The sequence below is a fragment of the Kribbella sp. NPDC051137 genome (assembly GCF_040682535.1).
Lineage (GTDB): Bacteria > Actinomycetota > Actinomycetes > Propionibacteriales > Kribbellaceae > Kribbella > Kribbella karoonensis.
This window is the reverse complement of record NZ_JBFBBI010000002.1, coordinates 812,974-832,871: the sequence shown is the minus strand read 5'-3', so window position 1 is coordinate 832,871 and position 19,898 is coordinate 812,974. Positions and strand designations below refer to the sequence as shown.

Sequence of the window (19,898 nt, the reverse complement as noted above, 5' to 3'; positions counted from 1 at the left end):
GCGCGCTCCTGGCGCTCGCCGCCGGCGGTGGGCGCAGCATCGTCTCCTCGTCGCCGACGAGGTCCAACCCCTCCAAGACGAAGACGGAGTCAGGACTTGACCATCCACCACACGCACCAGACCCACCACCGCACGGTCGAGGTCGACGGACGCACGACCTTCTACCGCGAGGCCGGGTCCCCGCACGCCCCGACCGTCGTGCTGCTGCACGGCTACCCGACGAGCTCCTTCATGTTCCGCGACCTCATCCCCGTGCTGGGGCGCCGCTTCCACGTCATCGCGCCCGACCACCTCGGCTTCGGCCTGACCGACGCCCCCGGGGTGGACGAGTTCGACTACACCTTCGACGCGCTGGCGGACCACACCTCTGCACTGCTGACCCACCTAGGGATCGGCTCGTACGCGATCTACGTGCAGGACTACGGTGCTCCGATCGGATGGCGCCTGGCGCTGCAGGACCCGTCACCGGTGTGGGCGATCGTCAGCCAGAACGGCAACGCCTACGAGGAGGGGTTCGTGCCGTCGTTCTGGCAGAGCATCTGGGACTACACCGACTCCCCCGGCCCCGACACCGAGGAGGCGCTGCGCCCGGCCCTCGGGGTGGACGCCATCAGGTGGCAGTACACCCACGGCGTGAGCGACCCGAGCGTCGTCAGCCCGGACACGTGGATCCACGACGCCGCGCTCGTCGGCCGTCCCGGCAACGACCTGGCACAGCTGGCGCTCTTCCGCGACTACATCACCAACGTGCGGCTCTACCCCGCCTTCCAGGACCACCTACGCTCGTCCGGCGTCCCGGTCCTCGCGGCGTGGGGCCGCAACGACGAAATCTTCGCCCCGGCAGGCGCGGAGGCGTTCGCCAAGGACGCCCACGAGCCGGAGATCCACCTGCTCGACGGCGGACACTTCCTCCTCGAGACGGACCTCGAACAGGTGGCCGACCTGATGATCGACTTCCTCGGACGCAAGAGCCCCAGGTGACGCCTAGTCACTGATCCCGAGACGTCGGAAGGAACCTCTGGTTCGAAGGCACCAACGAAGGTCCGGCACCGAGAGTGCCTGACCGGTGGGGCGCGCCAACTCACCTCGGTCGGGTGCAGGCGGCCGACCGGGCAATCGTGCTCGACGTGGCGCGCCGCTGGTCGACGACGGCGCGCAAGCGATCGTCATCGCCAACACGGAGACGGCCTCGACGCGACTCGCATCCATGCCGACGCCGCGGTCGATCTTCTTCTCGCGACCGATCACGATCGAGCAGATTGACGCGCTCGGGGCGTTCGATGGGGACGTGGACTCTGGCAGTCGTCGAGATAGTGGCCCAGTGCGGGCGGGGCGGGGCGGGCCAGACGGAGGCAACCCTGGTGGTCGGCGCTCCCTCGGTCTCAAGCACAGACGCACTGGCACGAAGGGTTCCCCGCCCACTTGGGCGTCGCTGACCAAGGACGCGACCCGCTCTCGTCGTCCGGGATCGTTCGGCCTCCGTGCGCGCGCATCACCGTTCGGGGCGTGTGACCACGGACGTTTTGGCCGACAGCGTCCGATGCACCGGACAGCGACCGGCGATGCGGAGGAGGCTCGCGCGCTGCTCGGCCTCGAGACCGGCTGGGAGCTCGAGGTCCAGAGCGAGCACGTCGACCTTGCCGGAGGCGTCGTCCCGACAGTCCTCCGCGTGCACCCGGTCATGCGCGGCGCGAGCACGGATCTCACCTACGTCCCACCCTTTCCGCTGCGCATACAGCCGCATCGTCATAACGGTGCAGGCCGCCAGGGCGACAGCGAGGTGGTCATAGGGGGTGGGTCCCTCCTGCGTGCCGCCCGCGCCGAGGGGTTCGTCGAGGACCATCGCGAAGCCACGTGACTCCACGACCGTGCGCAAGCCATCGGAGCTGACCGCGGTCGCGCCTCCCGTCTCGTACCCCTTATGGAGGGCTAGGTCCGCCGTCGGCAGGTAGCGGCGGGCCCACGCGCCGATAACGGACGCCACGTAGGCAGCGTCGTCCGCACGGCTGAGGAGGTGGTCGGCCTCGTCGAGAGTGACGAAGCTTTTGGGGTGCCGAGCCGCGTGGTACAGGGCCTCGGCGTTCTCGATGCCGACGACCTCGTCCCGCGGTGCGTGCATCAGCAGCACGGCGCCTTGGAACGTCGCCAGGCTCGCCTGCGGAGGATGGGCGGCGAGGTCGTCCAGGAAGGCCCGCGAGATCTCGAAGCTGCGCCCGGCGATCCGTACGACTCCGGCGCCGTCGCGGCGCACGGCCGCGAGGTCGCCGTCCAGGACGTGCTGCACTTGAGCCGGGTCGGCCGGCGCGCCGATGGTCGCGACGGCTCGCACCGACGCGATCGCGGGCGCTGCGCTGAGGACGGCCGCACCGCCGAGGGAGTGACCGACGAGGAGGGCAGGAGGGACGACGGTCCCGGCAAGGTGCTCGGCGGCCGTGCTGATGTCGGCCACGTCCGCGGCAAAGCCTCCGGACGCAAGCTCACCCTCGCTGGCACCGATCCCAGCGAAGTCGAAGGACAGGACCGCGAAGCCCTCGGACACGAGAGCCTCCGTGAGTCGGCGCTCGACCCGCAGGTCCTTCGAGCACGTGAAGCAGTGGGCGAAGACCGCGCTGGCTCGCACGGGCCCGCGGGGAACCTCCAGCCGCGCGGCGAGCCGGGTTCCTCGGGACGAGGTGAGGGCGAATGTCGTCGGGTGTGGGTCCATCGGTCCGGCGATCCTCCTTGTGCACGACGAGTCTCACCCCGTCCGTGCCGGCACCTGCGCTGTCCTTACGGGCCGATCGTCCGACTGGCGCACCACTCGCACCGGACAAGCCCGTCGTTGCGGATGACACCGTCCATCGGCGTGCTGGTGCCGCAGCGGTCTTCCAGCTCGCCTGGTGCTCGTGATCGCGGTCGGGGCTGCACTCAGTGCCGTCCGCGCGCAACGTCTTGAGGACGCTGACGTTGGGAGCGGCGGTGACGCCAACTAGTATTTCCCCATGGGGCCGACCGAGCAGCAGCTCGAGCTGGAGGACGATGCTGGTCGGACGGTGTCCGCCCTGGACTCTTTGGACGAGACCTCCAGGCAGTGGCTCGCCGACCTTGACGCGACGTCAGACCGGCACGACACCGCCGTCGCCGAGCTCCATGCCCTGCTGCGGCGCGTAGCTCGCGCCGAAGCGTCACGTCGCGCAGGCACGCACGGGATCCGCGGAGTGGAGCTCTACGACCTCGCTGAGCAGGCCGCCAACGACGCGTGCGTCAGCGTCCTGCGGCGGTTGCCGGACTTCGAGGGACGCAGCCGCTTCACCACGTGGGCGAGCAAGTTCGCGATCCTGGGCGTCGCCCAGAAGATCGGGCGTCATCGCTGGAGCAGGGTCGGGGTGGTGCTGGACCCCGACGACTGGAACCGGCTTCCCGAGAGCCTTGCCACGGACCCCACCGAGGTCACGGCGGCGCGCGAGCTCATCGACGCCATCCACGACGTGGTGCGCACGGAACTCACCGAGCGCCAGCGCCACATCTTCGAGGCGCTCTTCATCAGTCGTGTGGGCTTCGACGTCCTTGCCATCGAGCTCGGGACCAACCGCAACGCGCTGTACAAAGCGGAGTTCGACATCCGCGCCAAGCTACGTCGCCACCTTGTGGCGCGCGGCCACATCAAGGAAGAGGAGACATGGCGGTGAACGCGCCCCGAGAGCCGCAGGTCACCGCCCGGGACCGCATCGTCGCCATGTTGCGCACGGATCCCGCTGACGTGGGATGTGGCCACTTCTTCGATCTTCTCGACCAGTACGTCGAGCTCGTGGTCACGGGCGAGGATCCCGAGGAGCATCTGCCGGGCGTCACGGCCCATCTGAAGGCCTGCGGGCCATGTGCTGAGGACTACCGCGGGCTGCTGGCCGCCGTGTCGGGTCAGGACAACTAGGCGTGCTGCGAAAGTAGATCTTGAGCTGTGATGATCATGGTGTGGCGCGAGGGGACTTGACGGACTGGCAGTGGGCTCGACTGGAGCCGCTGCTGCCGGCGGGGAAGAAGTCGGGGCGGCCACGGACGTGGGCGCGGCGGCAGTTGATCGACGGGATATGGAACGGATCCTGGAACAACTGCAGGTCCAAGCCGATGCACAGGGCCTGATCGCCTGGGACGTGAGTGTGGACTCGACCGTTTGCCGTGCCCACCGGCACGCCGCCGGCGCGCGCAAAAAGGGGATCTGCAGCGTGAGCCGCCCGGTGGGGTCGACACCGAGCCGGAGGATCACGGGCTCGGACGCTCCCGCGGCGGCCTGACAACGAAGATCCACCTCGCGGCCGAGCAGGGGCAGAAGCCACTGTCCCTGCTGATCACTGCGGGCCACCGTCACGACAGCCCGCAGTTCCAGCCCGTCCTCGAACGCATCCGCGTGCCTCGCACCGGTCCCGGACGCCCACGCACCACGCCGGACAGGGTCCGCGCCGACAAAGCCTACGGATCCCGTGCGAACCGCTCCTACCTGGGCAGGCGCAGGGCCACGAGATACGACAAACTCGCCGTCCGATACGAGGCGACCGTGCTGGTCGCAGCCCTCAACGAGTGGCTGTGGCCGGGCGCTTTCGGGACCGACTCTAGGTGTGGAATGTGGTGGTTGCCTCCAGGGCCGCCCGACCGGTCGTGACCCGGTTTACCGGCGCATTCTCGTCGGCGTAGCCGAAGGAGATGCCCACGAGCAGCTTCCCCTCGTCCACTCCGAGTTGATCGCGGACGGTGTCGGCGTAGAAGCTGAGCATGCCCTGCGGGCAACTGGCCACGCCGTAGCCGGTCATGGCCAGCAGCAGCGTCTGCAGGTAGGCGCCGACGTCGGCGGCCAGTCGCGGCCCGCCGTCGCCGGTGACGAACAGGAACGCGGCATGGGGCGCCCCGTAGAAGCCCATGCTCTCCACGTCGTAGGCGGCGCGGGCCGTGTGGTCATCGGGGCCGATGCCCAGCGCTCCGTACAGACCGGCGCCGAAGGCCGCCCGCCGTTCCTGGTGGACGGGGGCGTATATGTCCTCGGAGTACGGGTAGTCAGCCGTGACAGGTCGCTCACTGTAGGCCGTCCGCAGGGCGTCGGCCAGACGGTCTCGCCGTGCGCCGCCGACCACCTCGACCCGCCACGGCTGCGCGTTGGAATTGGACGGCGCCGCGCCGGCCAGGGAGAACACCGCGCGCAAAACGTCCTCGGGCACCGGGTCGGGACGGAACGCGCGGGTCGCGCGGCGCCCGCGGATCAGCAGCTCGGCGTACTCCGACGTTCGCGTCCCGCCCGGCTGTGTCCCGCCGGTAGGTGCCTCGCTCGGGCGTGTCCGGGTGAAGACCGGTCCACTCATGGAACTCTCCTCAGGATCGCTGAAGTAAACAGAATCGTTTACCTGAAGTGGCACTATAGCCAGCCACGCCCTCCGAAGTAAACAAGAACGTATACTTACGTGATGACCACGATGACGACGGCGTCTCGACGGCCGGGGCGCGGAGGGCGGGAGCGCATCCTGGCCGCCGCGGCCGGACTGTTCGCGGCCCAGGGGATCAACGCGACCGGCATGGAGCAGATCGCGGAGCGGGCACCGGTGTCCAAGCGCACCCTCTACGCGCACTTCAGGAACAAGGACGAGCTGGTCCTCGCCCATCTCAAGGACCTCTCCTCGACGGGACGCACCCTGGAAGGCGTGCTGGCACGCGAGGACATCCCCACCAAGGAGCGAATCCTCGCGCTGTTCGACCCGCCCCCGACCGGCACGGATCCCGTGCGCGGATGCCCGTTCATCGACGCCGCCGCGGAGTTCCCCGACCCCCAGAACGCGGTCCACTCCTACGCCCGCGAACAGAAACTGCTGATGGTGCGGCTGGTGACCGACCTGGTAGCGGAACTGGACTGCCGCGAACCCGCCGTCCTCGCCGAGCAACTCGTGACCCTCGCGGACGGCGCCGCCAGCCGCGCCATGGTGCTGGGCGAGTCGAACTACGGCCGGCACGCGCGGGCAGCGGCGGAGACCCTCCTGGAAAACGCGCTGCCGACCGCGATCTGACAGGTCCCACCGGGGTTGCTCGGTATGCCTAGCGCCTGATGCAAAGAGCCCGCCGCTCGATCGAGAGGAAGGCGGGACTTTCACAACAGGTCCTAGCCGCTGCGGCGCCGCGGCACCCGCTCAGCCTTCCCGCAGAACAGGCCCGGTCCGCCGGAGCCATCCGCCGAACGCACTCGTTGCAGATGATGCGAACTCGGGGAGTTGATCGGGCATAACGCACCACGAGATCCTCCTGGGTCGACGATGCGAGAGCGTTGCTCGGCCGCGCGGTGACGCCGGCCCTCCGAACGGAGGGATGGTGGCGTCGGCCGAACCGCAGGGCCAGTGTCGAAGCGAACCCGTTCAGCGGGTGGCACTGCGAGTGCGTACCCCTCTGCCCTCAATCCGTTTCCACTCGTCCAGAACTCGATTGGTGAGGTTGTGCAGGTGGCGTTCGGCTGCGGCTTGCGCGGCGTCGCCGTCCTGCTCCCGCAACGCGTCGAGGATGCGGGCGTGCTCGAGAACCGCCGGCCGCTTGCTGCTGGTCCATGCCGTGGAGTACGCAGCGAGCACCACCTGGGTCTGCACTCGTTCAAGGGTGTCGGCGAGGCATTCGTTGCCCGACAGGTTCTGGATGTACTGGTGGAACTCGAGGTCGGCACGCCGCGCGGTGGCCTGGTCTTCCTGTCGCATGGCGTGGTCGAACCGAGCGTGGATCGCCTCGAGGTCCTCCAGCGCTCGCTCCTCGATGTGCGGCGCCGCGAGGCGTGCCGCGAGCCCCTCCAAGGGCGCGCGGACCGCCAGCGCGTCGAGCAGGTCGAGACGATCCGGTGCGGCGACCCCCGCGCCACTAGCCGTTCGGCTCAGCAACCGTTCGGACATGAGCCGCTCGATCGCCGAGCGCACCGGGCTACGGCTCATTCCGAACTTGCCGGCCAAGGCGACGACGCTGACCGAGGTGCCGACGGCGAGTGAGCCGTCGAGGATCATCTCGCGAATGCGGTAGTAGGCCGCGTCGGTGAGGTTCTTGGTGGCGTCGATCTCTGCGACGTCTGCTGATGACACCGGTCTCACATGCTCCTCGCTCGGGATGCCTCTCAGGCTAGCGGAGCTTTTCACAGGTCTCCGAGTCCGCGGACCAGCTCTGGGGAGAGGTCCTTGATCGTGGGCGCTCCGAGCAGTTGCATGGTGCGCACGGTCTCGGTGGCCAAGAGCTCGCTCGTGCGACGTACCCCCGCCTCACCGGCAGCCATCAGGCCGTACAGGTAGGCGCGACCGACGAGCACTGCGGTTGCGCCCAGGCACAGGGCGACGACGACATCTGAGCCCGACAAAAAGCCACCGTCGACCATGATCTCGGTCTGGTCGCCGAGCGCTTCCACGAAGCGGGGCAAGACGTCGAGCGGCGTCGGGGAGCGGTCGAGCTGGCGGCCTCCATGGTTGCTGATCACGACCGCATCGACGCCGACGTCGACGCAGTCCGTGGCGTCTTGCAGCGACGTGATCCCTTTGACGATCAGCTTGCCCGCCCACTGATCACGCAGCCAGGCGAGGTCATCGAGGCTGATGGTCGGATCGAACAGAGTCGCAGCAAGCTCGGCGACCGTGCCCTGCCACTGCGCCAGAGAGGCGAACGACAAGGGCGGGGTAGTGAGCAGGTCGAACCACCAGTGGGGATGGCGCGCTCCGTCCACGACGGTGCGCAGCCCGATAGCGGGCGGGATCGTCATACCGTTGCGGACGTCGCGTAGTCGCGCGCCAGGAACGGCGGTGTCCACCGTCAGGATCAGGGCGTCATACCCCGCGGCCTCCGCCCGCTGGATCAGGTCGAGTGAACGCGCGCGGTCTCGCCAGACATACAGCTGGAACCAGCGCCTGCATCCCGGTATCTCAGCCGCGATGTCCTCCAGTGAGGTCGTTCCCATCGTCGACAGTGCGTAGGTGATGCCGGCGGAACCTGCCGCGCGCGCGACAGCGAGCTCGCCGGAGCTGTGCATCATGCGAGTGAACCCGGTCGGGGCGAAGACCACGGGAATCGGGGATCGCATCCCCAAGATCTCGGTGCTCGGGTCGGGTTGCGACACGTCGCGCAGCGTTCGCGGAGCGAACCGGGCCCCCTCCAACACCGAGCGTGCAGCTCTCAATGAGAGCTCCGACTCAGCGCCGCCGTCGACGTAGTCGAAGACTGCCTTAGGGACGCGCCGCTGTGCGATCGCTCGCAGATCGTGCACCGAAGCAGCGGCTGCGGCTCGTCGCCGGTCTCCGTGAAGCTCGATCGGCTTCGGACGAAGCAGTGGCCTGAGCTCGCTCCATCGTGGCAGCCGACGATGGGCAGAAGAGATTGTGGACACAGCCATCAGCATGCATGCAGGCAATGCGCCGGTCAACCAATACTGCATCCCTTATTGAAGTCTTTCGGCGTGACACTTGACAGACACTGCATGCAAAAGCACGATCGTGGTGTCAGGCAGGATGCGCCTGACCTTCTGAAGGGAGAGCGCACATGGCTGCCTCGTCTCGCGTACTGATCCCGCTGCCGGACACGGACTTCGACACCACGGAAGCCGCGATCTCATGGAGCCGGTTCACCGACGCAGGGTTTACCGTCACGTTCGCGACCGAAACCGGAAAAGTCGCCCGCTGTGACCAGCGGCTGCTCAAGAGCGGCTGGTTCAACCCGCTGCCGGCGGGCCCCGAAGCGCGCGCCGCCTACGCCGCGATGGTGGCCTCGGCGGAGTTCCAGGCGCCGATCACCTACCGCGCCATCGACGTGGAGGACTTCGACGCCATCCACCTCGGAGGCGGCCACGCCCAGGGGATGCGGCAGTACCTCGACAGCGCGGTGCTCCAGAGCAAGGTGGTCGACTTCGATCGCGCGGGGAAGCTCATCGGAGCGGTCTGCCACGGCACCCTGATCCCGGCGCGAGCCATTGACCCGTCGACCAACCAAAGCATCATTGCCGGTCGCCGGTTCACGACCTTGACCCTCCCGCTGGAGAAGTGGGCCTTCAAGATCACCTGGTATCGCGTCGGTCGCCGGTACCGCACCTACTGGAAGTACACCGAGACCGAGGTTCGCGAAGGTGTCGGCCCCCGCGGCGAGGTCGTCCGGGGAGAGTCGTTCGAGACACCGCTGGTCGTGGAGGACGGCAACTTCATCAGCGCCCGCTACCCCATCGATGTCCCTGAGTACGCCTCCGCGTTCGTAAGTCGCCTCCAGAACTCCCGGCGAGCCCCGGAGGACGTCTCTGGCAACGTCTCCGAGCAGGCAGCACCCCGCAGCCGCTAGCGCTCAGCGCTTCTCATCCAACCCGCGCTCCAGCCGATCCTGGCTACCCGAACTTCACCCACGAGCGAACGCGCACTGCCGCGCGCCTGAGAACAGCCACACTAGGAGAGTCATGCCCATCCCCGTTCCCGTCAGCGAGCGAAAGAACCGTCAAACCACCAACGCCCTGTTCTCGGAGAACAAGCTCAAGCTCGGCCTCTTCGGCCCCAACTGTGACCACGGCTGCGCGATGACGCTGTCCGACGACGTCCCACTGCTGACCTGGGACTACACCAAGCAGGTGGCACAGATCGCCGACCGCGCCGGATTCGAGGCCCTCGTTCCCGTTGCTCGATGGAAGCAGATCGGCGAGAACGGCTTCAACGGTCGCAACTTCGAGACCTACACCTGGGCTGCCGGGCTCGCCTCGGTGACCGACCACATCACCCTGGTCACCACCGCCCACGTCCAGGCAAGCCACCCCGCCGTCGCCGCCAAGCAGGTCGCAACACTCGACCACATCAGCGGAGGGCGGATCTGCCTCAACATCGTCAACGGCTGGTTCGAGCCCGAGTTCAAGATGCTCGGATCCGACTTTCTGCCCCACGACCGGCGCTACCAGTACACCACCGAGTGGTTCGAGCTCGTCCAGCGCTTCTGGACCGAGGACCAGGAGTTCGACTTCCACGGGGAGTTCTTCCAGGTCGAAGGCGGCTACTCCCAGCCCAAGCCGATCCAGTCGCCGATCCCCGCGATCATGAACGCCGGCGGCTCCAAGACGGGTCGCGAGTTCATCGCCAAGTACGCCGACTCCGGCTACGTGCTGCTCGCGGGCTACGACCTTGCCTCAGCACGCGCCCTGGTCGAAGAGCGCGCAGGCGACGCCGAGGCCGCCGGCCGCGAGGTCTCGACCTGGACCACCGCCTACGTCATCCAGCGCGACACCCACGAAGAGGCCCAGGAGTACCTGAACAAGGTCTTCGTCGACGAGGCCGACATGAGCGCCGGTGCGGCCGCCGCCCATTACCTCGGCCTGAACTCCTCGGCCATGGAGCCGCAGCAGTGGCAGGAGTTCAACCTCCACCTGCGGGCCGGGTACGGCGGCTATCCGCTGGTCGGCACGGCCGAGGACATCGCCGAGCGGCTCAACGAGCTCTCCGAGATCGGCGTCACCGGCGTCTCGCTCTCCTTCGTGGACTTCGTCGACGGCTTGGAGCGGTTCAACGCCGACGTGTTGCCGAAGCTCGAGGCCGGCGGTCTGCGCAAGCCTTTCCCGCTTGGAGTGTGAGGCATGACCACCGTGGACTTCTTCGACGGTCTCATCGAGAACCTGGCCGACGTCACCTCACCGACCCTGGTGGACGCCGAGGCCTTCCGCGACTCCATGGCGCGCGTCTGTGCGCCGGTGACCATCGTGGCCACGGTCGGGTTCGACGGTCCCTACGCGACTACCGTCAGCGCGTTCACCTCACTGTCGCTGGACCCGCCCATGGTCATCGTCTCCTTGGGCAAGCAGTCGACCCTCCTGAGCCATGTGCGCACGTCTCGCCGGATCTCGGTCAACGTCCTGGCCGTCGACCAGGGCGACCTGGCCATGCGATTCGCGCGCAGTGGCGAGGACAAGTTCATCGGCGTCACATGGCAGCTGCGCGACGGGCTCCCCCAGTTCCCCGGCACCGCCACGTGGCTCAGCTGCCGCGTGGATCGCTTGGTCGACGGCGGCGACCACGCGGTCCTCATCGCCACCGTCGCTCAGGCCGAGATCAGCGACGAACCCCCGCTTGTCTACGCGCGCCACAAGTTCGGCACCCACGACGGGCTGGCCCGAACGAACACCGAGACCTAGGGCGGAACAAGGATGACTGAGCACAACAAGTGGACACCGGAGCCCACCTCGTGAACCACTCCAGCCGCCACGACCACGCGCAGACAGGAGGTGAGCAGTGAGGGTCGCCAACGTCAACGGACGCGCATGGATCCTGACCGGTGACCGCACCGGCGTGGACATCAACCACGCGAGCGGCGGCGCCTTCCCAGCCGGCGTCCGCCAGTTGCTTTCGGAGCTCGGCCGACTCGAGAAGTGGCTCGCCGATCAGTCCCCCGGCGCCCTCGAGACGCAGATCAATTCGTTCGAACTCGACGACATCGCGCCCGTCGTACCGAACCCGCCGCAGATCTTCGCCATCGGCCTGAACTACCGAAGCCATAAGGACGAGACGGGCTACACCGACGCACCCGAGCCCGTGATCTTCACCAAGTACGTCAGTAGCCTGGCAGGACCACTGGCCGAGGTGGCGCTGTCCTCGGACACTGTCGACTGGGAGGCCGAACTCGTCGCCGTCATCGGCCGGCCCGGCCGCAACATCGCAGCAGCAGACGCCTGGTCTCACGTCGCGGGTCTGTGTGTCGGCCAGGACCTGTCGGACCGTGAACACCAGCTCGCCGCCACACCACCACAGTTCTCGATGGCCAAGTCGTTCGCCGGCTACTCCCCTGTCGGACCGTGGCTCGTGACGATTGACGAGATCGCGGATCCGTCCGACATCGAGATCGGCTGCTCGGTCGACGGCCGGATCATGCAGAAGGACCGAACCTCGAACATGATCCTGGACATCCCCGCGATCATCGAGCGCCTCTCCCGCGTGGTCGAGCTCAATGTCGGAGACCTGATCTTCACCGGAACCCCAGCCGGTGTCGGTATGGGGCAGCAACCGCCGACGTACCTGCAGCCCGGGGCCGAGCTCGTGACCTGGGCGGCCGGCATCGGCGAGATCCGTCAACGGCTGCTGCCACCCGCCAACTGAAGACCGCTCTACTGAGAGTAAGGGCAACCGCGCGAGCCCCTGTCTACCGGCAACCGGGAGCATCCGACGTTCTCGAGGTCGTTGAAAGTGGCCTGCCCCAGCCGGGACCTGGAGAAGCGCGGGTGCGGGTGGTCCGCGCCGGCGTGAACACGACGGGCTGGAAGTTCCGCACCCAGACGATGAGCGGCCACCACAACGTCAGGCCCGGGGTCGAAAGTTTGGCAAGTCCTCATTGACGAGGGCCAGCACGAACAACCGGCTTCAGGCCACGAGAGGAACCTACGATGAACCTTGCCGAGCAGCACCGGATCTGCGCTGAGAACCCCGAAGCGTTCTGGCAGCAAGCAGCCAGCCTCATCGACTGGTCTCAAGCGCCGACCCGGGCGCTTCCCGACGCTGCTGCAGACGGCGGCTGGTTCGCCGATGGCCGCCTCAACACGTGTCATAACGCCCTCGATCGCCACGTTCAGGCCGGTCACGGCGACCGGCCCGCGGTGGTGTTCGAGAGCGGGATCAACGGGGCGAGCCAGATCCTGAGCTACGCCGAACTCGCTGCAAAGGTCCAAGAATGCGCCGCGGTCCTTCAACGTCTCGGTGCCCGGGCGGGCGATCGGGTACTCATCTTCATGCCGATGATCCCGGACGTCGTCGTAGGCATGCTCGCCTGCGCGCGCATCGGCGCAATCCATTCGGTCGTTTTCGGGGGCTTCGCCGCGCCCGAGTTGGCCGCTCGCATCGACGATGCCGAGCCCAAGGTCCTGCTCGTGGCCTCCTGCGGGCTCGAGCCGAGCCGGGTCGTCGACTACATGGAACTCGTCAACGGAGCCCTGACACTGGCCGAGCACTCCGTCGACGCGGTGCTCGTCAAGCAGCGCCCCGAGCACGGCGCAGTCCTTCTTCCCGGCCGGGACCACGACTGGGACCACGAACTGGCCGCGCATGCCGGAGCGAACGTTCCGTGCGTCGACCGATCCAGCAGCGACCCGCTCTACATCCTCTACACCTCAGGTACGACGGGCCGGCCCAAGGGTGTCGTGCGTGACAACGGAGGCCATGCAGTCGCCCTCGCCTGGTCGATGGCAAACATCTTCGACATCACGGCCGGCGATGTCTGGTGGGCCGCCTCCGACGTCGGGTGGGTCGTCGGACATTCCTACATCGTCTACGCACCCCTGCTCGCCGGATCCACCACCGTCCTCTACGAGGGCAAACCGGTCGGCACACCTGACGCCGGCACATGGTGGCGCATTTGCGAGAAGCACCAGGTCCGCGGGCTGTTCGCCGCGCCCACGGCCATCCGAGCAATCAGACGGGCCGACGAGCCCGGAGAACACGTCCGCGCTTCGCAGCTCACCAGCCTCAAGACGCTCTACGTCGCCGGCGAACGAATCGACCCCGAAACGGCCGATTGGGCTCGCCGTACGCTCCAGGTACCGGTCGTCGACAACTGGTGGCAGACCGAAACCGGCTGGCCCATCACGGTCACCATCCCGAGCGACGAATCCGATTCCGGAGCGAGTAGCCGTGCGGGCGGTCAGCCTTCACCGGGCTACGACATAGCGGTCCTTAACGACAACGGTGAACCAGTGCCGACCGGAGACGAAGGTTCCATCTGCATTCGTCTGCCACTCCCGCCCGGCCCGGCATCCGCGATCTGGGGCGACGAGGAGCGCTACACCACCGAGTACCTGTCGACCTTCGAGGGCTACTACCTCACCGGCGACGGCGGCTTCCTCGACGAGAACGGGCGACTGCACGTACTCGGACGGACCGATGACGTCATCAACGTTGCCGGCCATCGGTTGTCGACCGGAGCCCTCGAAGCCATCGTCGCGGCCCACCGAGCGGTGGCTGAATGCGCAGTGATCGGGAGGGCCGACGCACTCAAGGGACAGACCCCGCATGCGATCGTAGTGCTCAAGGACGGCCACAGCCCCGACACCGACGCCGTAGCCACAGAGATCGTCGAACTGGTCCGCGCCGAGTTCGGAGCTGTCGCCGCCCTGCGCGAGGTTCACATCGTCTCGGCACTCCCCAAGACTCGCTCGGGCAAGCTGCTGCGCCGCACGATGCGCGACCTTGCCGAGGGGCGAACCACCGTTGTACCCGGCACGGTCGAAGACCCCAGCATCGTCGAGTCGCTGCGCGGGGAACTCGGGACCACATCCCAACCGGCCGCCCGATGAGCCAAGCGTCCGAGGCCCCGCGCACCAGCGTCGTTGCCCTCGTCTGCTCCCCCGGAGGCCATCGAACCGCACAGCACTCCAGCATGGTCCTCGCCGGCGCCTCCGCCGCGGGCGCAGAACCTCTGCAACTCGACTGCGGCGACGGACGAGTGGACGAACAGCTTCTCGAGGTCATCGAACAAGCGGACGCCGTGCTGTTCGCCGCGCCAACGTACCGCGGGCAAGCTGCGTGGCCGCTCAAGGCTTTGCTCGACCACATCCCGAGAGATCGGGACGGGAACTCGGCGCTGCGGGGGAAGGCAGCCGGAACGCTCCTCACTGCCGAGTCCGTCCACCACTTCCTCGGCGTCGATCCGACCCGATCCATCCTGTGCGACTTCTTCGGGATGCAGGTGCTGAGCCCCAACCTCTTCATCCCTCGCACCGACGGTGATGGTGCGGCCGCTGAATCACGCGTTGCCGCGCGATGCCACGACTACGGAGTTGCGCTCACCGATCTCGCGAGGTGGCTCGTAAGCTCCACATCTGCCAATAAGATCCGTCCCCTGGTCTAGGACCACCTGACTGACTCGATGATCAGCCAGGTGGCCGCTGAGCTCGCGGGGCCGGCGCACGGCGGCGTACCTGGCCCTGTCGGTGCGAGGATGGCGCGGCACCTGGTCCTACTGAGTTCGGGTGCGGGTGTAGTTGTCGACGCGCACGCGTTGCACCGGCAGGGCTGGACGATCTCCGCGATTGCCCGACATCTGGACGCGACCGGTCGCGCTCGACGCTCACCCGCCAGATCCGCACCCGGGGCCTGCGGCCGCACTGCGAGCCCTGCAGCGCCACGAGGGGCCGGGCGAACGCGTCCATCGAGCACCCGCCCGGTGAGGAGACCCAGTGGGATTGGGTCGAGCTACCCGATGCCGCTGGTGACTTTCGTGACCCTCGTGATGGTCGCTATGTCCTGCGGAGCATCTCCGCTAGTCGCGACAGCGTGTCTTCGTTGCGCTTGTAGTGGACCCATTTGCCGATCCGTGTGGACCGCACGAGGCCCGCCCGTTCGAGGGTTGCCATATACGACGAGATCGTCGATTGCGCCAACCCCGACTTGGCTTGCAGGTGGCTGACACAGACCCCGACGTCGTCCCGGTCGGCGATCGGTTCCCACTGCGCGAACTCGCCGTGGGGGTCTCGCAGCCAATCCATGATCTGCAGCCGCGCAGGGTTGGCCAGGGCCTTCAAGGCTTCGACCGCATCCAGCGGGGCATCGTTTCCTGTCTCGCTCTCTGGGCCCATCGCCTGTGCCTTCGCCACGGTGTCTCCTCTCCCTGAGGCACCACCGTATCTCGATGTGACGAATTGAGCTCTTCCTCCGTGCCAACAAGTTGACAGATCGCGATATGACGATATGTTTGGCAAGCCAAGTTCGTCGCGTCGCGGCCGCCCGGCTGCGGGCCGCCGCGAACGCCGGGCATACACAAGAGGAGTGCGCAATGCCTGACACCAGTAAGCCGCTGATCGTCGTCGCGGGTGCCACCAGCAAGCAGGGAAGGAGCGTCGCCACGTCCTTGCTCGAGAGCGGCAGGTTCCGGGTGCGAGCCCTGACCCGGAACGCCGATTCGGCCCAGGCCCGGAGCCTGGCAGGACTGGGAGCGGAGATCGCCGAGGTTCCACTCGCGCCGGGCCACCAGCGCGAGCTCGTGGACGCGTTCGGATCGGCCGAGGGAGCTTTCCTGATGACGCCGCCCCTCCTGCCGCCCGACTCCGAGGAGTACCTCATCGGGAGCCAACTTGCTGATGCCGCAGGCGAAGCCGGAGTAGGTCACGTCGTCTTCAGCACCCTGGAGAACGTCGAGGAGAGGACGTCGGGCACAAAATGGGCGCCGCACTTCACCGACAAGGCGCTAGTCGCCGAGCACATTCGGACTCTGCCGATCGCGCACACCTTCGTCTCGCTCTCGTTCTACTACACCAACGCGCTGGAGTACTACGTCCCGCACGTCGACGGTGACACGGTGGTCATGCCCTTCTACTTTCCCGAGGACTTCCGCGTCCCGTTCGTGGACCCTCTCACCGCGGCCGGCCCCGCCGTTCTGGAGGTGTTCTCCAACCCCGACACCTACCGCGGCGCGTGGCTACCGGTCGTCGGTGATGTGATCTCCCCGGCCGAGATGGTCGAGACGTTCTCCCGTGTTACCGGGCTCAAGGCCGAGTACCGCAACGCCTACACGCGCGAAGGCCTTCTTGAGTACTTCCCTTTCCTGGGCGTGAACCCTTTGGCAGCCGACGAGACTATCGGCATGGTCGAGTACGCGGTGGAGTTCGGATACTTCCGCGGCGACCGCGACCTCCAGTGGAGCCGACGCATTGATCCCAACACGCTGACCTGGGAACAGTTCGTCCGCAACACCGGCTGGCGCGGGGAGCGGGTCGCCTTCGGCAGCTAGACCCAATCATCGACGAGATTGGAAGCTTCGAGCCGTACTGCCAACAGGAACCTTCACCGAGCAGGACGAGAACCTCGCCGCGCCACGAGCACTGCTGACGCCGCGCGCGTGCTGGTGGGCCATCAGACAGATCCGGCGTGAGCACAGCTCAGTCGCCGGCGTGGCCCGCCAGCTGGGCACGACCTGGAACACGGTGTGGTTCTCGATCAAGCCACTCATTGAGCAGGTGGCTGGCGATGAGTCCCGGTTCGCTGGCGTCAACCGGCTCGGTGTCGACGAGCACGTGTGGCATCACGTGCTCGTCGACATTGAGCGACCTCGTGCCCGGTCGGTCGGGGAAGGCCTGCAGCGACTGGCTCGAACAGCGCGGGGGTGCAGGAACACGGCGGCGTGCCACGGTCGCGGACAGGCCAAGCTGCGGCGGGACGAGGAGATCATCACGGCGATCCTCCAGCTGCGGGAGCGCAACAAACTCAACAAGCGGCTGGGGTCCAAGAAGACGTGGATCACACTTCGCGGCGAGGCCATGACGTCGCCCGGTGCACGATCGAGCGGCTCAACCGCGAGAACGGCTGGGAGGGCACGAGCCGACCTGGACCGGGATGGTCTACGTGGCGTTCGTCACCGATGCGTTCGCTCGTCGGATCATCGGCTGGCGTGCCTCTCGTCGGTGGCATTCACAACCAGGTTGATCGAGGCCGGCGTGGACCCCTCGGTCGGATCAGCCGGTGACGCGCTCGACAACACGCTTGCCGAGACCAGCGTCGGGGCGACACGGGGCCTCGAAGCTCGACGTAGCCGACCAACGCCCGACCCATCACCGCCACGAGGACGTCGCCCGTACGGCGCTTTTCGCCGAAGAACTCGTAGGTGGCCGGATCGGAGGGCCGCGGGGCCGGGGTCACCGCGGGTGTCCACGGTGCAAGGTCAATGCGAGCAAGCTCAAGGGCGTCAACGTCACTCGCCCCGCGCGCCCTGATCACCAACCGGTCGTCCCTCTCCAGCCGTTCCGGACTCTCAGTCACCTGCGAGGATCTCCGTAACGGCCAACGCCCAGGCCCCACTCGACGCCTCAGCGTCTGCAGCTCTCGCGGAGAGGAGAGCCGCTGGACCCAGCTTGTCGGGCCGCATAATGCCGGAGGATAAGGCGTGCGGTCGACTCGCCGGCACTGGCGCCGAGCCGCATGCAGCCGTTCCGCCGTGACGGTGTGTGGCTCTCCGGTTGACACGGGCCGCGTCGGGCGGACGGATGCGACTCTGGCGAGCGCGTTGCTAACTCTGCTTGGAACTCTGCTTGGGCGCTGCGTCGTTCAACGCAACCATGCCGCGAGCCGCGCCGAGTGCGGCCAGCGCCGCCGAAGCGAACACAGCCCCCACCCACAGCGGCGCCACATAGGCGGAGCTGGCGGTCAGGGCGAGGCCGCATACCCAGGCTCCCAGCGCGTTCCCGACGTTGAGGGCGGCGATGTTCACGCCGGACCCCAGCGTGGGGGCGTCGCCGGCGAAGCGCATGACGCGCAGCTGCAGTGCCGGGGCCGAGGCGAAACCGACGATGCCGAGCAGAAGCATCAGCACCACCACGGCGGCCTTGACCTCGGCCAGTAGGGCGAACGCCACGAAAAGGATGCTCATGGTGGCGAGAGTGACCGCGAGGGACCGGTCGACTCCTCGGTCGGCGGCCCGGCCGCCGAGAAGGTTGCCGATGAAACTCCCGACGCCGAAGAGGAGCAGTAGCCACGGCAGGCTCGCAGTGGCGAAGCCGCTGACGTGGGTGAGCGTGAAGGCGCTGTAGGTGAAGGCGCCGACGAGGCCGCCGAAGGCCCCGACGCTGACCAGGGCCGAGGCGAGGACCTGCCCACGCAGTACGACCCGCAGCTCGGCGCTCAGCCCGACTGGCGACTGCTCGTCTACGCGTGGGTGCACCAGCACGGCGATGCCGATCATCGCGACTACGCCGACCACGCTGATCGCCCAGAAGGTCGACCGCCAGCCGGCGAGCTGGCCGAGGAACGTGCCGACCGGAACGCCCAGAACGTTGGCGACCGTGAGACCAGCGAACATCAGGGCAATCGCCTGCGCCGCACGACTCTTCTCGACCAGCTGCGAGGCCACCACCGCACCGATACTGAAGAAGGCCCCGTGGCACAACGCGGCTATCACCCGCGCCAGCAGCATGACCGCGAATGTTGGTGCGAGCGCGGAGAGCAGGTTGCCGAGAATGAACAAGCACATCAGGGCGAGGAGCACTGGCTTGCGGCTGAACCGGCGCACGGCCACGGTGAGCCCGAGTGCGCCGACCGCCACGCTGAGCGCGTAGCCCGAGACCAGGAGGCCAGCAGTGTCCTCGCGCACGCCGAAGTCGTCGGCGATCTCAGGCAGCAGGCCGACGATGCCGAACTCCGTGAGTCCGATGCCGAACCCTCCCAGCGCCAGTGCGATCAATCCCCATCTCATGTGGATCCCCCTTTGGCTATGCATCGCGAATTCGCGATATGTTAAGCAGACCAAAAAGGCGATCCGAAGGCAAATTGAGTTGGAACACCACGCCCCGCCGTCGCGGGGAGCAGGCTCCACGCATGGCCATGAGGCTGGCGCTACGTTGAGAGGCGTCCTGATACTCGCAACGCACGGACAGGAACGTGAATCGCGATCGTGGTCGGCTTCGGCGTGGCGGTGTGGCTGGGCTTCCGCGACGACCGCGTAGGCTTGGGCGACGGCCTCGGCGTCCGCGTGGTGCCACGGCTCGGCGCCGTGGTCGACCGGGTCGGCGTCGGCTTCGCGCCCGGCGTCTTCGATGGCGTCTTGCTCGGCGTCGGCGTCGGGCTAGGCGTCGGGGGTCGCGATCGGAGTGGCTAGGGGTCGGGTCGTCCACGGGCGGGGTGTCGGAGGTGACGACGGTCAGCGGCTCGTCCTGGCTCGCTGCCTTCGACTACGCCGGGCGCAGCCGGGAGCCGGCGGGGCGTTCTTGCCGTCCCGGGTGAGGAACCACCCGCCGCCCGCGACCAGCCCGAGGAGGACGAGAGCCGCGAGCACCGGTCCGGCGACGCCCCGTCGTTTCGCCCGCCGAGGACCTTGGTGGCCAGGGATTTCGTCGTACTGAGTGTTGGACGCCCGAGGCAACGTAGCGGAGTTCACTCGCGGCGCCGACGACCCCTTGCGAGGAAGGACGTCCCGGCTCTTACAGACCTTTGACGTACCGCTGTTCA

The 19,898-nt window shown here is 67.5% G+C and carries 19 protein-coding genes and 2 pseudogenes; 15 read left to right on the top strand and 6 right to left on the bottom strand.

The genetic code is table 11. The features are described from left to right. Window positions 1-96: 96 nt before the first annotated feature. Window positions 97-981: an alpha/beta hydrolase gene (locus AB0M51_RS11440; protein ID WP_363749127.1), complete on the top strand. Its 885-nt coding sequence runs from the start codon at window positions 97-99 to the stop codon at window positions 979-981. A 511-nt stretch (window positions 982-1,492) separates the two neighbouring features. Here the strand turns inward: AB0M51_RS11440 and AB0M51_RS11435 are convergent. Further along, on the bottom strand, window positions 1,493-2,704 hold the full coding sequence (locus AB0M51_RS11435; protein WP_363749125.1) for an alpha/beta fold hydrolase: 1,212 nt from the start codon (window positions 2,702-2,704) through the stop codon (window positions 1,493-1,495). A 277-nt stretch (window positions 2,705-2,981) separates the two neighbouring features. On the opposite strand from AB0M51_RS11435, the gene AB0M51_RS11430 reads away from it, so the two are divergent. From AB0M51_RS11430 to AB0M51_RS11415, 4 genes and pseudogenes are all read left to right on the top strand, one after another. Next, on the top strand, window positions 2,982-3,668 hold the full coding sequence (locus tag AB0M51_RS11430; protein ID WP_363749122.1) for a sigma-70 family RNA polymerase sigma factor: 687 nt from the start codon (window positions 2,982-2,984) through the stop codon (window positions 3,666-3,668). Then, complete coding sequence (locus AB0M51_RS11425; protein WP_363749120.1) at window positions 3,659-3,910, top strand: hypothetical protein; 252 nt, start codon at window positions 3,659-3,661, stop codon at window positions 3,908-3,910. The genes AB0M51_RS11430 and AB0M51_RS11425 overlap by 10 nt, the downstream gene beginning before the upstream one ends. Window positions 3,911-3,951: 41 nt before the next feature. Next, window positions 3,952-4,119 (top strand): transposase, encoded by a 168-nt coding sequence (locus tag AB0M51_RS11420; protein ID WP_363749118.1) that lies wholly within the window; start codon window positions 3,952-3,954, stop codon window positions 4,117-4,119. A 61-nt stretch (window positions 4,120-4,180) separates the two neighbouring features. Then, window positions 4,181-4,489: pseudogene (locus AB0M51_RS11415) on the top strand (transposase); the annotation flags it as partial. 97 nt (window positions 4,490-4,586) lie between these two features. Here the strand turns inward: AB0M51_RS11415 and AB0M51_RS11410 are convergent. After that, window positions 4,587-5,327, bottom strand: a complete 741-nt coding sequence (locus tag AB0M51_RS11410; protein ID WP_363749116.1) for a nitroreductase — start codon at window positions 5,325-5,327, stop codon at window positions 4,587-4,589. 102 nt (window positions 5,328-5,429) lie between these two features. Here AB0M51_RS11410 and AB0M51_RS11405 point away from each other — a divergent pair, with 102 nt between their 5' ends. After that, the gene (locus AB0M51_RS11405; RefSeq protein ID WP_363749114.1) at window positions 5,430-6,023 is read left to right on the top strand and encodes a helix-turn-helix domain-containing protein; all 594 of its coding nucleotides are present in this window, start codon (window positions 5,430-5,432) and stop codon (window positions 6,021-6,023) included. Between the two features lie 342 nt (window positions 6,024-6,365). On the opposite strand, the gene AB0M51_RS11400 is transcribed toward AB0M51_RS11405, so the two are convergent. Together AB0M51_RS11400 and AB0M51_RS11395 are read right to left on the bottom strand one after the other, a co-directional pair. Next, complete coding sequence (locus tag AB0M51_RS11400; protein WP_363749112.1) at window positions 6,366-7,067, bottom strand: GntR family transcriptional regulator; 702 nt, start codon at window positions 7,065-7,067, stop codon at window positions 6,366-6,368. A 50-nt stretch (window positions 7,068-7,117) separates the two neighbouring features. Continuing rightward, entirely contained in the window at window positions 7,118-8,233 is a 1,116-nt protein-coding gene (locus tag AB0M51_RS11395) for an alpha-hydroxy acid oxidase (protein WP_363749110.1), read from the bottom strand. A 272-nt stretch (window positions 8,234-8,505) separates the two neighbouring features. On the opposite strand from AB0M51_RS11395, the gene AB0M51_RS11390 reads away from it, so the two are divergent. From AB0M51_RS11390 to AB0M51_RS11365, 6 genes are all read left to right on the top strand, one after another. Beyond that, on the top strand, window positions 8,506-9,291 hold the full coding sequence (locus tag AB0M51_RS11390; RefSeq protein ID WP_363749108.1) for a type 1 glutamine amidotransferase domain-containing protein: 786 nt from the start codon (window positions 8,506-8,508) through the stop codon (window positions 9,289-9,291). Window positions 9,292-9,403: 112 nt separating this feature from the next. Continuing rightward, entirely contained in the window at window positions 9,404-10,558 is a 1,155-nt protein-coding gene (locus AB0M51_RS11385) for an LLM class flavin-dependent oxidoreductase (protein WP_363749106.1), read from the top strand. A gap of 3 nt (window positions 10,559-10,561) precedes the next feature. Continuing rightward, window positions 10,562-11,116, top strand: a complete 555-nt coding sequence (locus AB0M51_RS11380) for a flavin reductase family protein (protein ID WP_363749104.1) — start codon at window positions 10,562-10,564, stop codon at window positions 11,114-11,116. 97 nt (window positions 11,117-11,213) lie between these two features. Then, window positions 11,214-12,074 carry a fumarylacetoacetate hydrolase family protein gene (locus AB0M51_RS11375; RefSeq protein WP_363749102.1) on the top strand — a complete coding sequence of 287 codons (861 nt, stop codon included), beginning with the start codon at window positions 11,214-11,216 and terminating at the stop codon, window positions 12,072-12,074. A gap of 284 nt (window positions 12,075-12,358) precedes the next feature. Further along, window positions 12,359-14,260, top strand: a complete 1,902-nt coding sequence (locus AB0M51_RS11370; protein WP_363749100.1) for an AMP-binding protein — start codon at window positions 12,359-12,361, stop codon at window positions 14,258-14,260. A gap of 149 nt (window positions 14,261-14,409) precedes the next feature. Continuing rightward, the gene (locus tag AB0M51_RS11365; RefSeq protein WP_363749098.1) at window positions 14,410-14,814 is read left to right on the top strand and encodes an NAD(P)H-dependent oxidoreductase; all 405 of its coding nucleotides are present in this window, start codon (window positions 14,410-14,412) and stop codon (window positions 14,812-14,814) included. A gap of 388 nt (window positions 14,815-15,202) precedes the next feature. Here the strand turns inward: AB0M51_RS11365 and AB0M51_RS11360 are convergent, their stop codons facing one another. Next, on the bottom strand, window positions 15,203-15,559 hold the full coding sequence (locus AB0M51_RS11360; RefSeq protein ID WP_363749096.1) for a metalloregulator ArsR/SmtB family transcription factor: 357 nt from the start codon (window positions 15,557-15,559) through the stop codon (window positions 15,203-15,205). Between the two features lie 71 nt (window positions 15,560-15,630). Between AB0M51_RS11360 and AB0M51_RS11355 the strand changes: the two genes are divergently transcribed. Both AB0M51_RS11355 and AB0M51_RS11350 read left to right on the top strand, forming a co-directional pair. Continuing rightward, window positions 15,631-16,692: an NmrA/HSCARG family protein gene (locus tag AB0M51_RS11355; protein ID WP_363749094.1), complete on the top strand. Its 1,062-nt coding sequence runs from the start codon at window positions 15,631-15,633 to the stop codon at window positions 16,690-16,692. Window positions 16,693-17,282: 590 nt separating this feature from the next. Beyond that, window positions 17,283-17,452: pseudogene (locus tag AB0M51_RS11350) on the top strand (IS3 family transposase); the annotation flags it as partial. 512 nt (window positions 17,453-17,964) lie between these two features. Here AB0M51_RS11350 and AB0M51_RS11345 read toward each other — a convergent pair. Then, window positions 17,965-19,146, bottom strand: coding sequence for an MFS transporter (locus AB0M51_RS11345; RefSeq protein WP_363749092.1), 1,182 nt, complete (start codon window positions 19,144-19,146; stop codon window positions 17,965-17,967). Between the two features lie 198 nt (window positions 19,147-19,344). Here AB0M51_RS11345 and AB0M51_RS11340 point away from each other — a divergent pair, with 198 nt between their 5' ends. Next, a complete protein-coding gene (locus tag AB0M51_RS11340; RefSeq protein WP_363749090.1) occupies window positions 19,345-19,548 on the top strand; it encodes a hypothetical protein in 204 nt (67 codons plus the stop codon). The last annotated feature ends 350 nt before the right edge of the window (window positions 19,549-19,898 follow it).

Coding starts and splice junctions, on each gene's coding strand:
- AB0M51_RS11435 (WP_363749125.1), bottom strand. CDS start 2,704: ATGGACCCACACCCGACGACATTCGCCCTCACCTCGTCCCGAGGAACC.
- AB0M51_RS11430 (WP_363749122.1), top strand. CDS start 2,982: ATGGGGCCGACCGAGCAGCAGCTCGAGCTGGAGGACGATGCTGGTCGG.
- AB0M51_RS11425 (WP_363749120.1), top strand. CDS start 3,659: ATGGCGGTGAACGCGCCCCGAGAGCCGCAGGTCACCGCCCGGGACCGC.
- AB0M51_RS11410 (WP_363749116.1), bottom strand. CDS start 5,327: ATGAGTGGACCGGTCTTCACCCGGACACGCCCGAGCGAGGCACCTACC.
- AB0M51_RS11405 (WP_363749114.1), top strand. CDS start 5,430: ATGACCACGATGACGACGGCGTCTCGACGGCCGGGGCGCGGAGGGCGG.
- AB0M51_RS11390 (WP_363749108.1), top strand. CDS start 8,506: ATGGCTGCCTCGTCTCGCGTACTGATCCCGCTGCCGGACACGGACTTC.
- AB0M51_RS11385 (WP_363749106.1), top strand. CDS start 9,404: ATGCCCATCCCCGTTCCCGTCAGCGAGCGAAAGAACCGTCAAACCACC.
- AB0M51_RS11380 (WP_363749104.1), top strand. CDS start 10,562: ATGACCACCGTGGACTTCTTCGACGGTCTCATCGAGAACCTGGCCGAC.
- AB0M51_RS11370 (WP_363749100.1), top strand. CDS start 12,359: ATGAACCTTGCCGAGCAGCACCGGATCTGCGCTGAGAACCCCGAAGCG.
- AB0M51_RS11345 (WP_363749092.1), bottom strand. CDS start 19,146: ATGAGATGGGGATTGATCGCACTGGCGCTGGGAGGGTTCGGCATCGGA.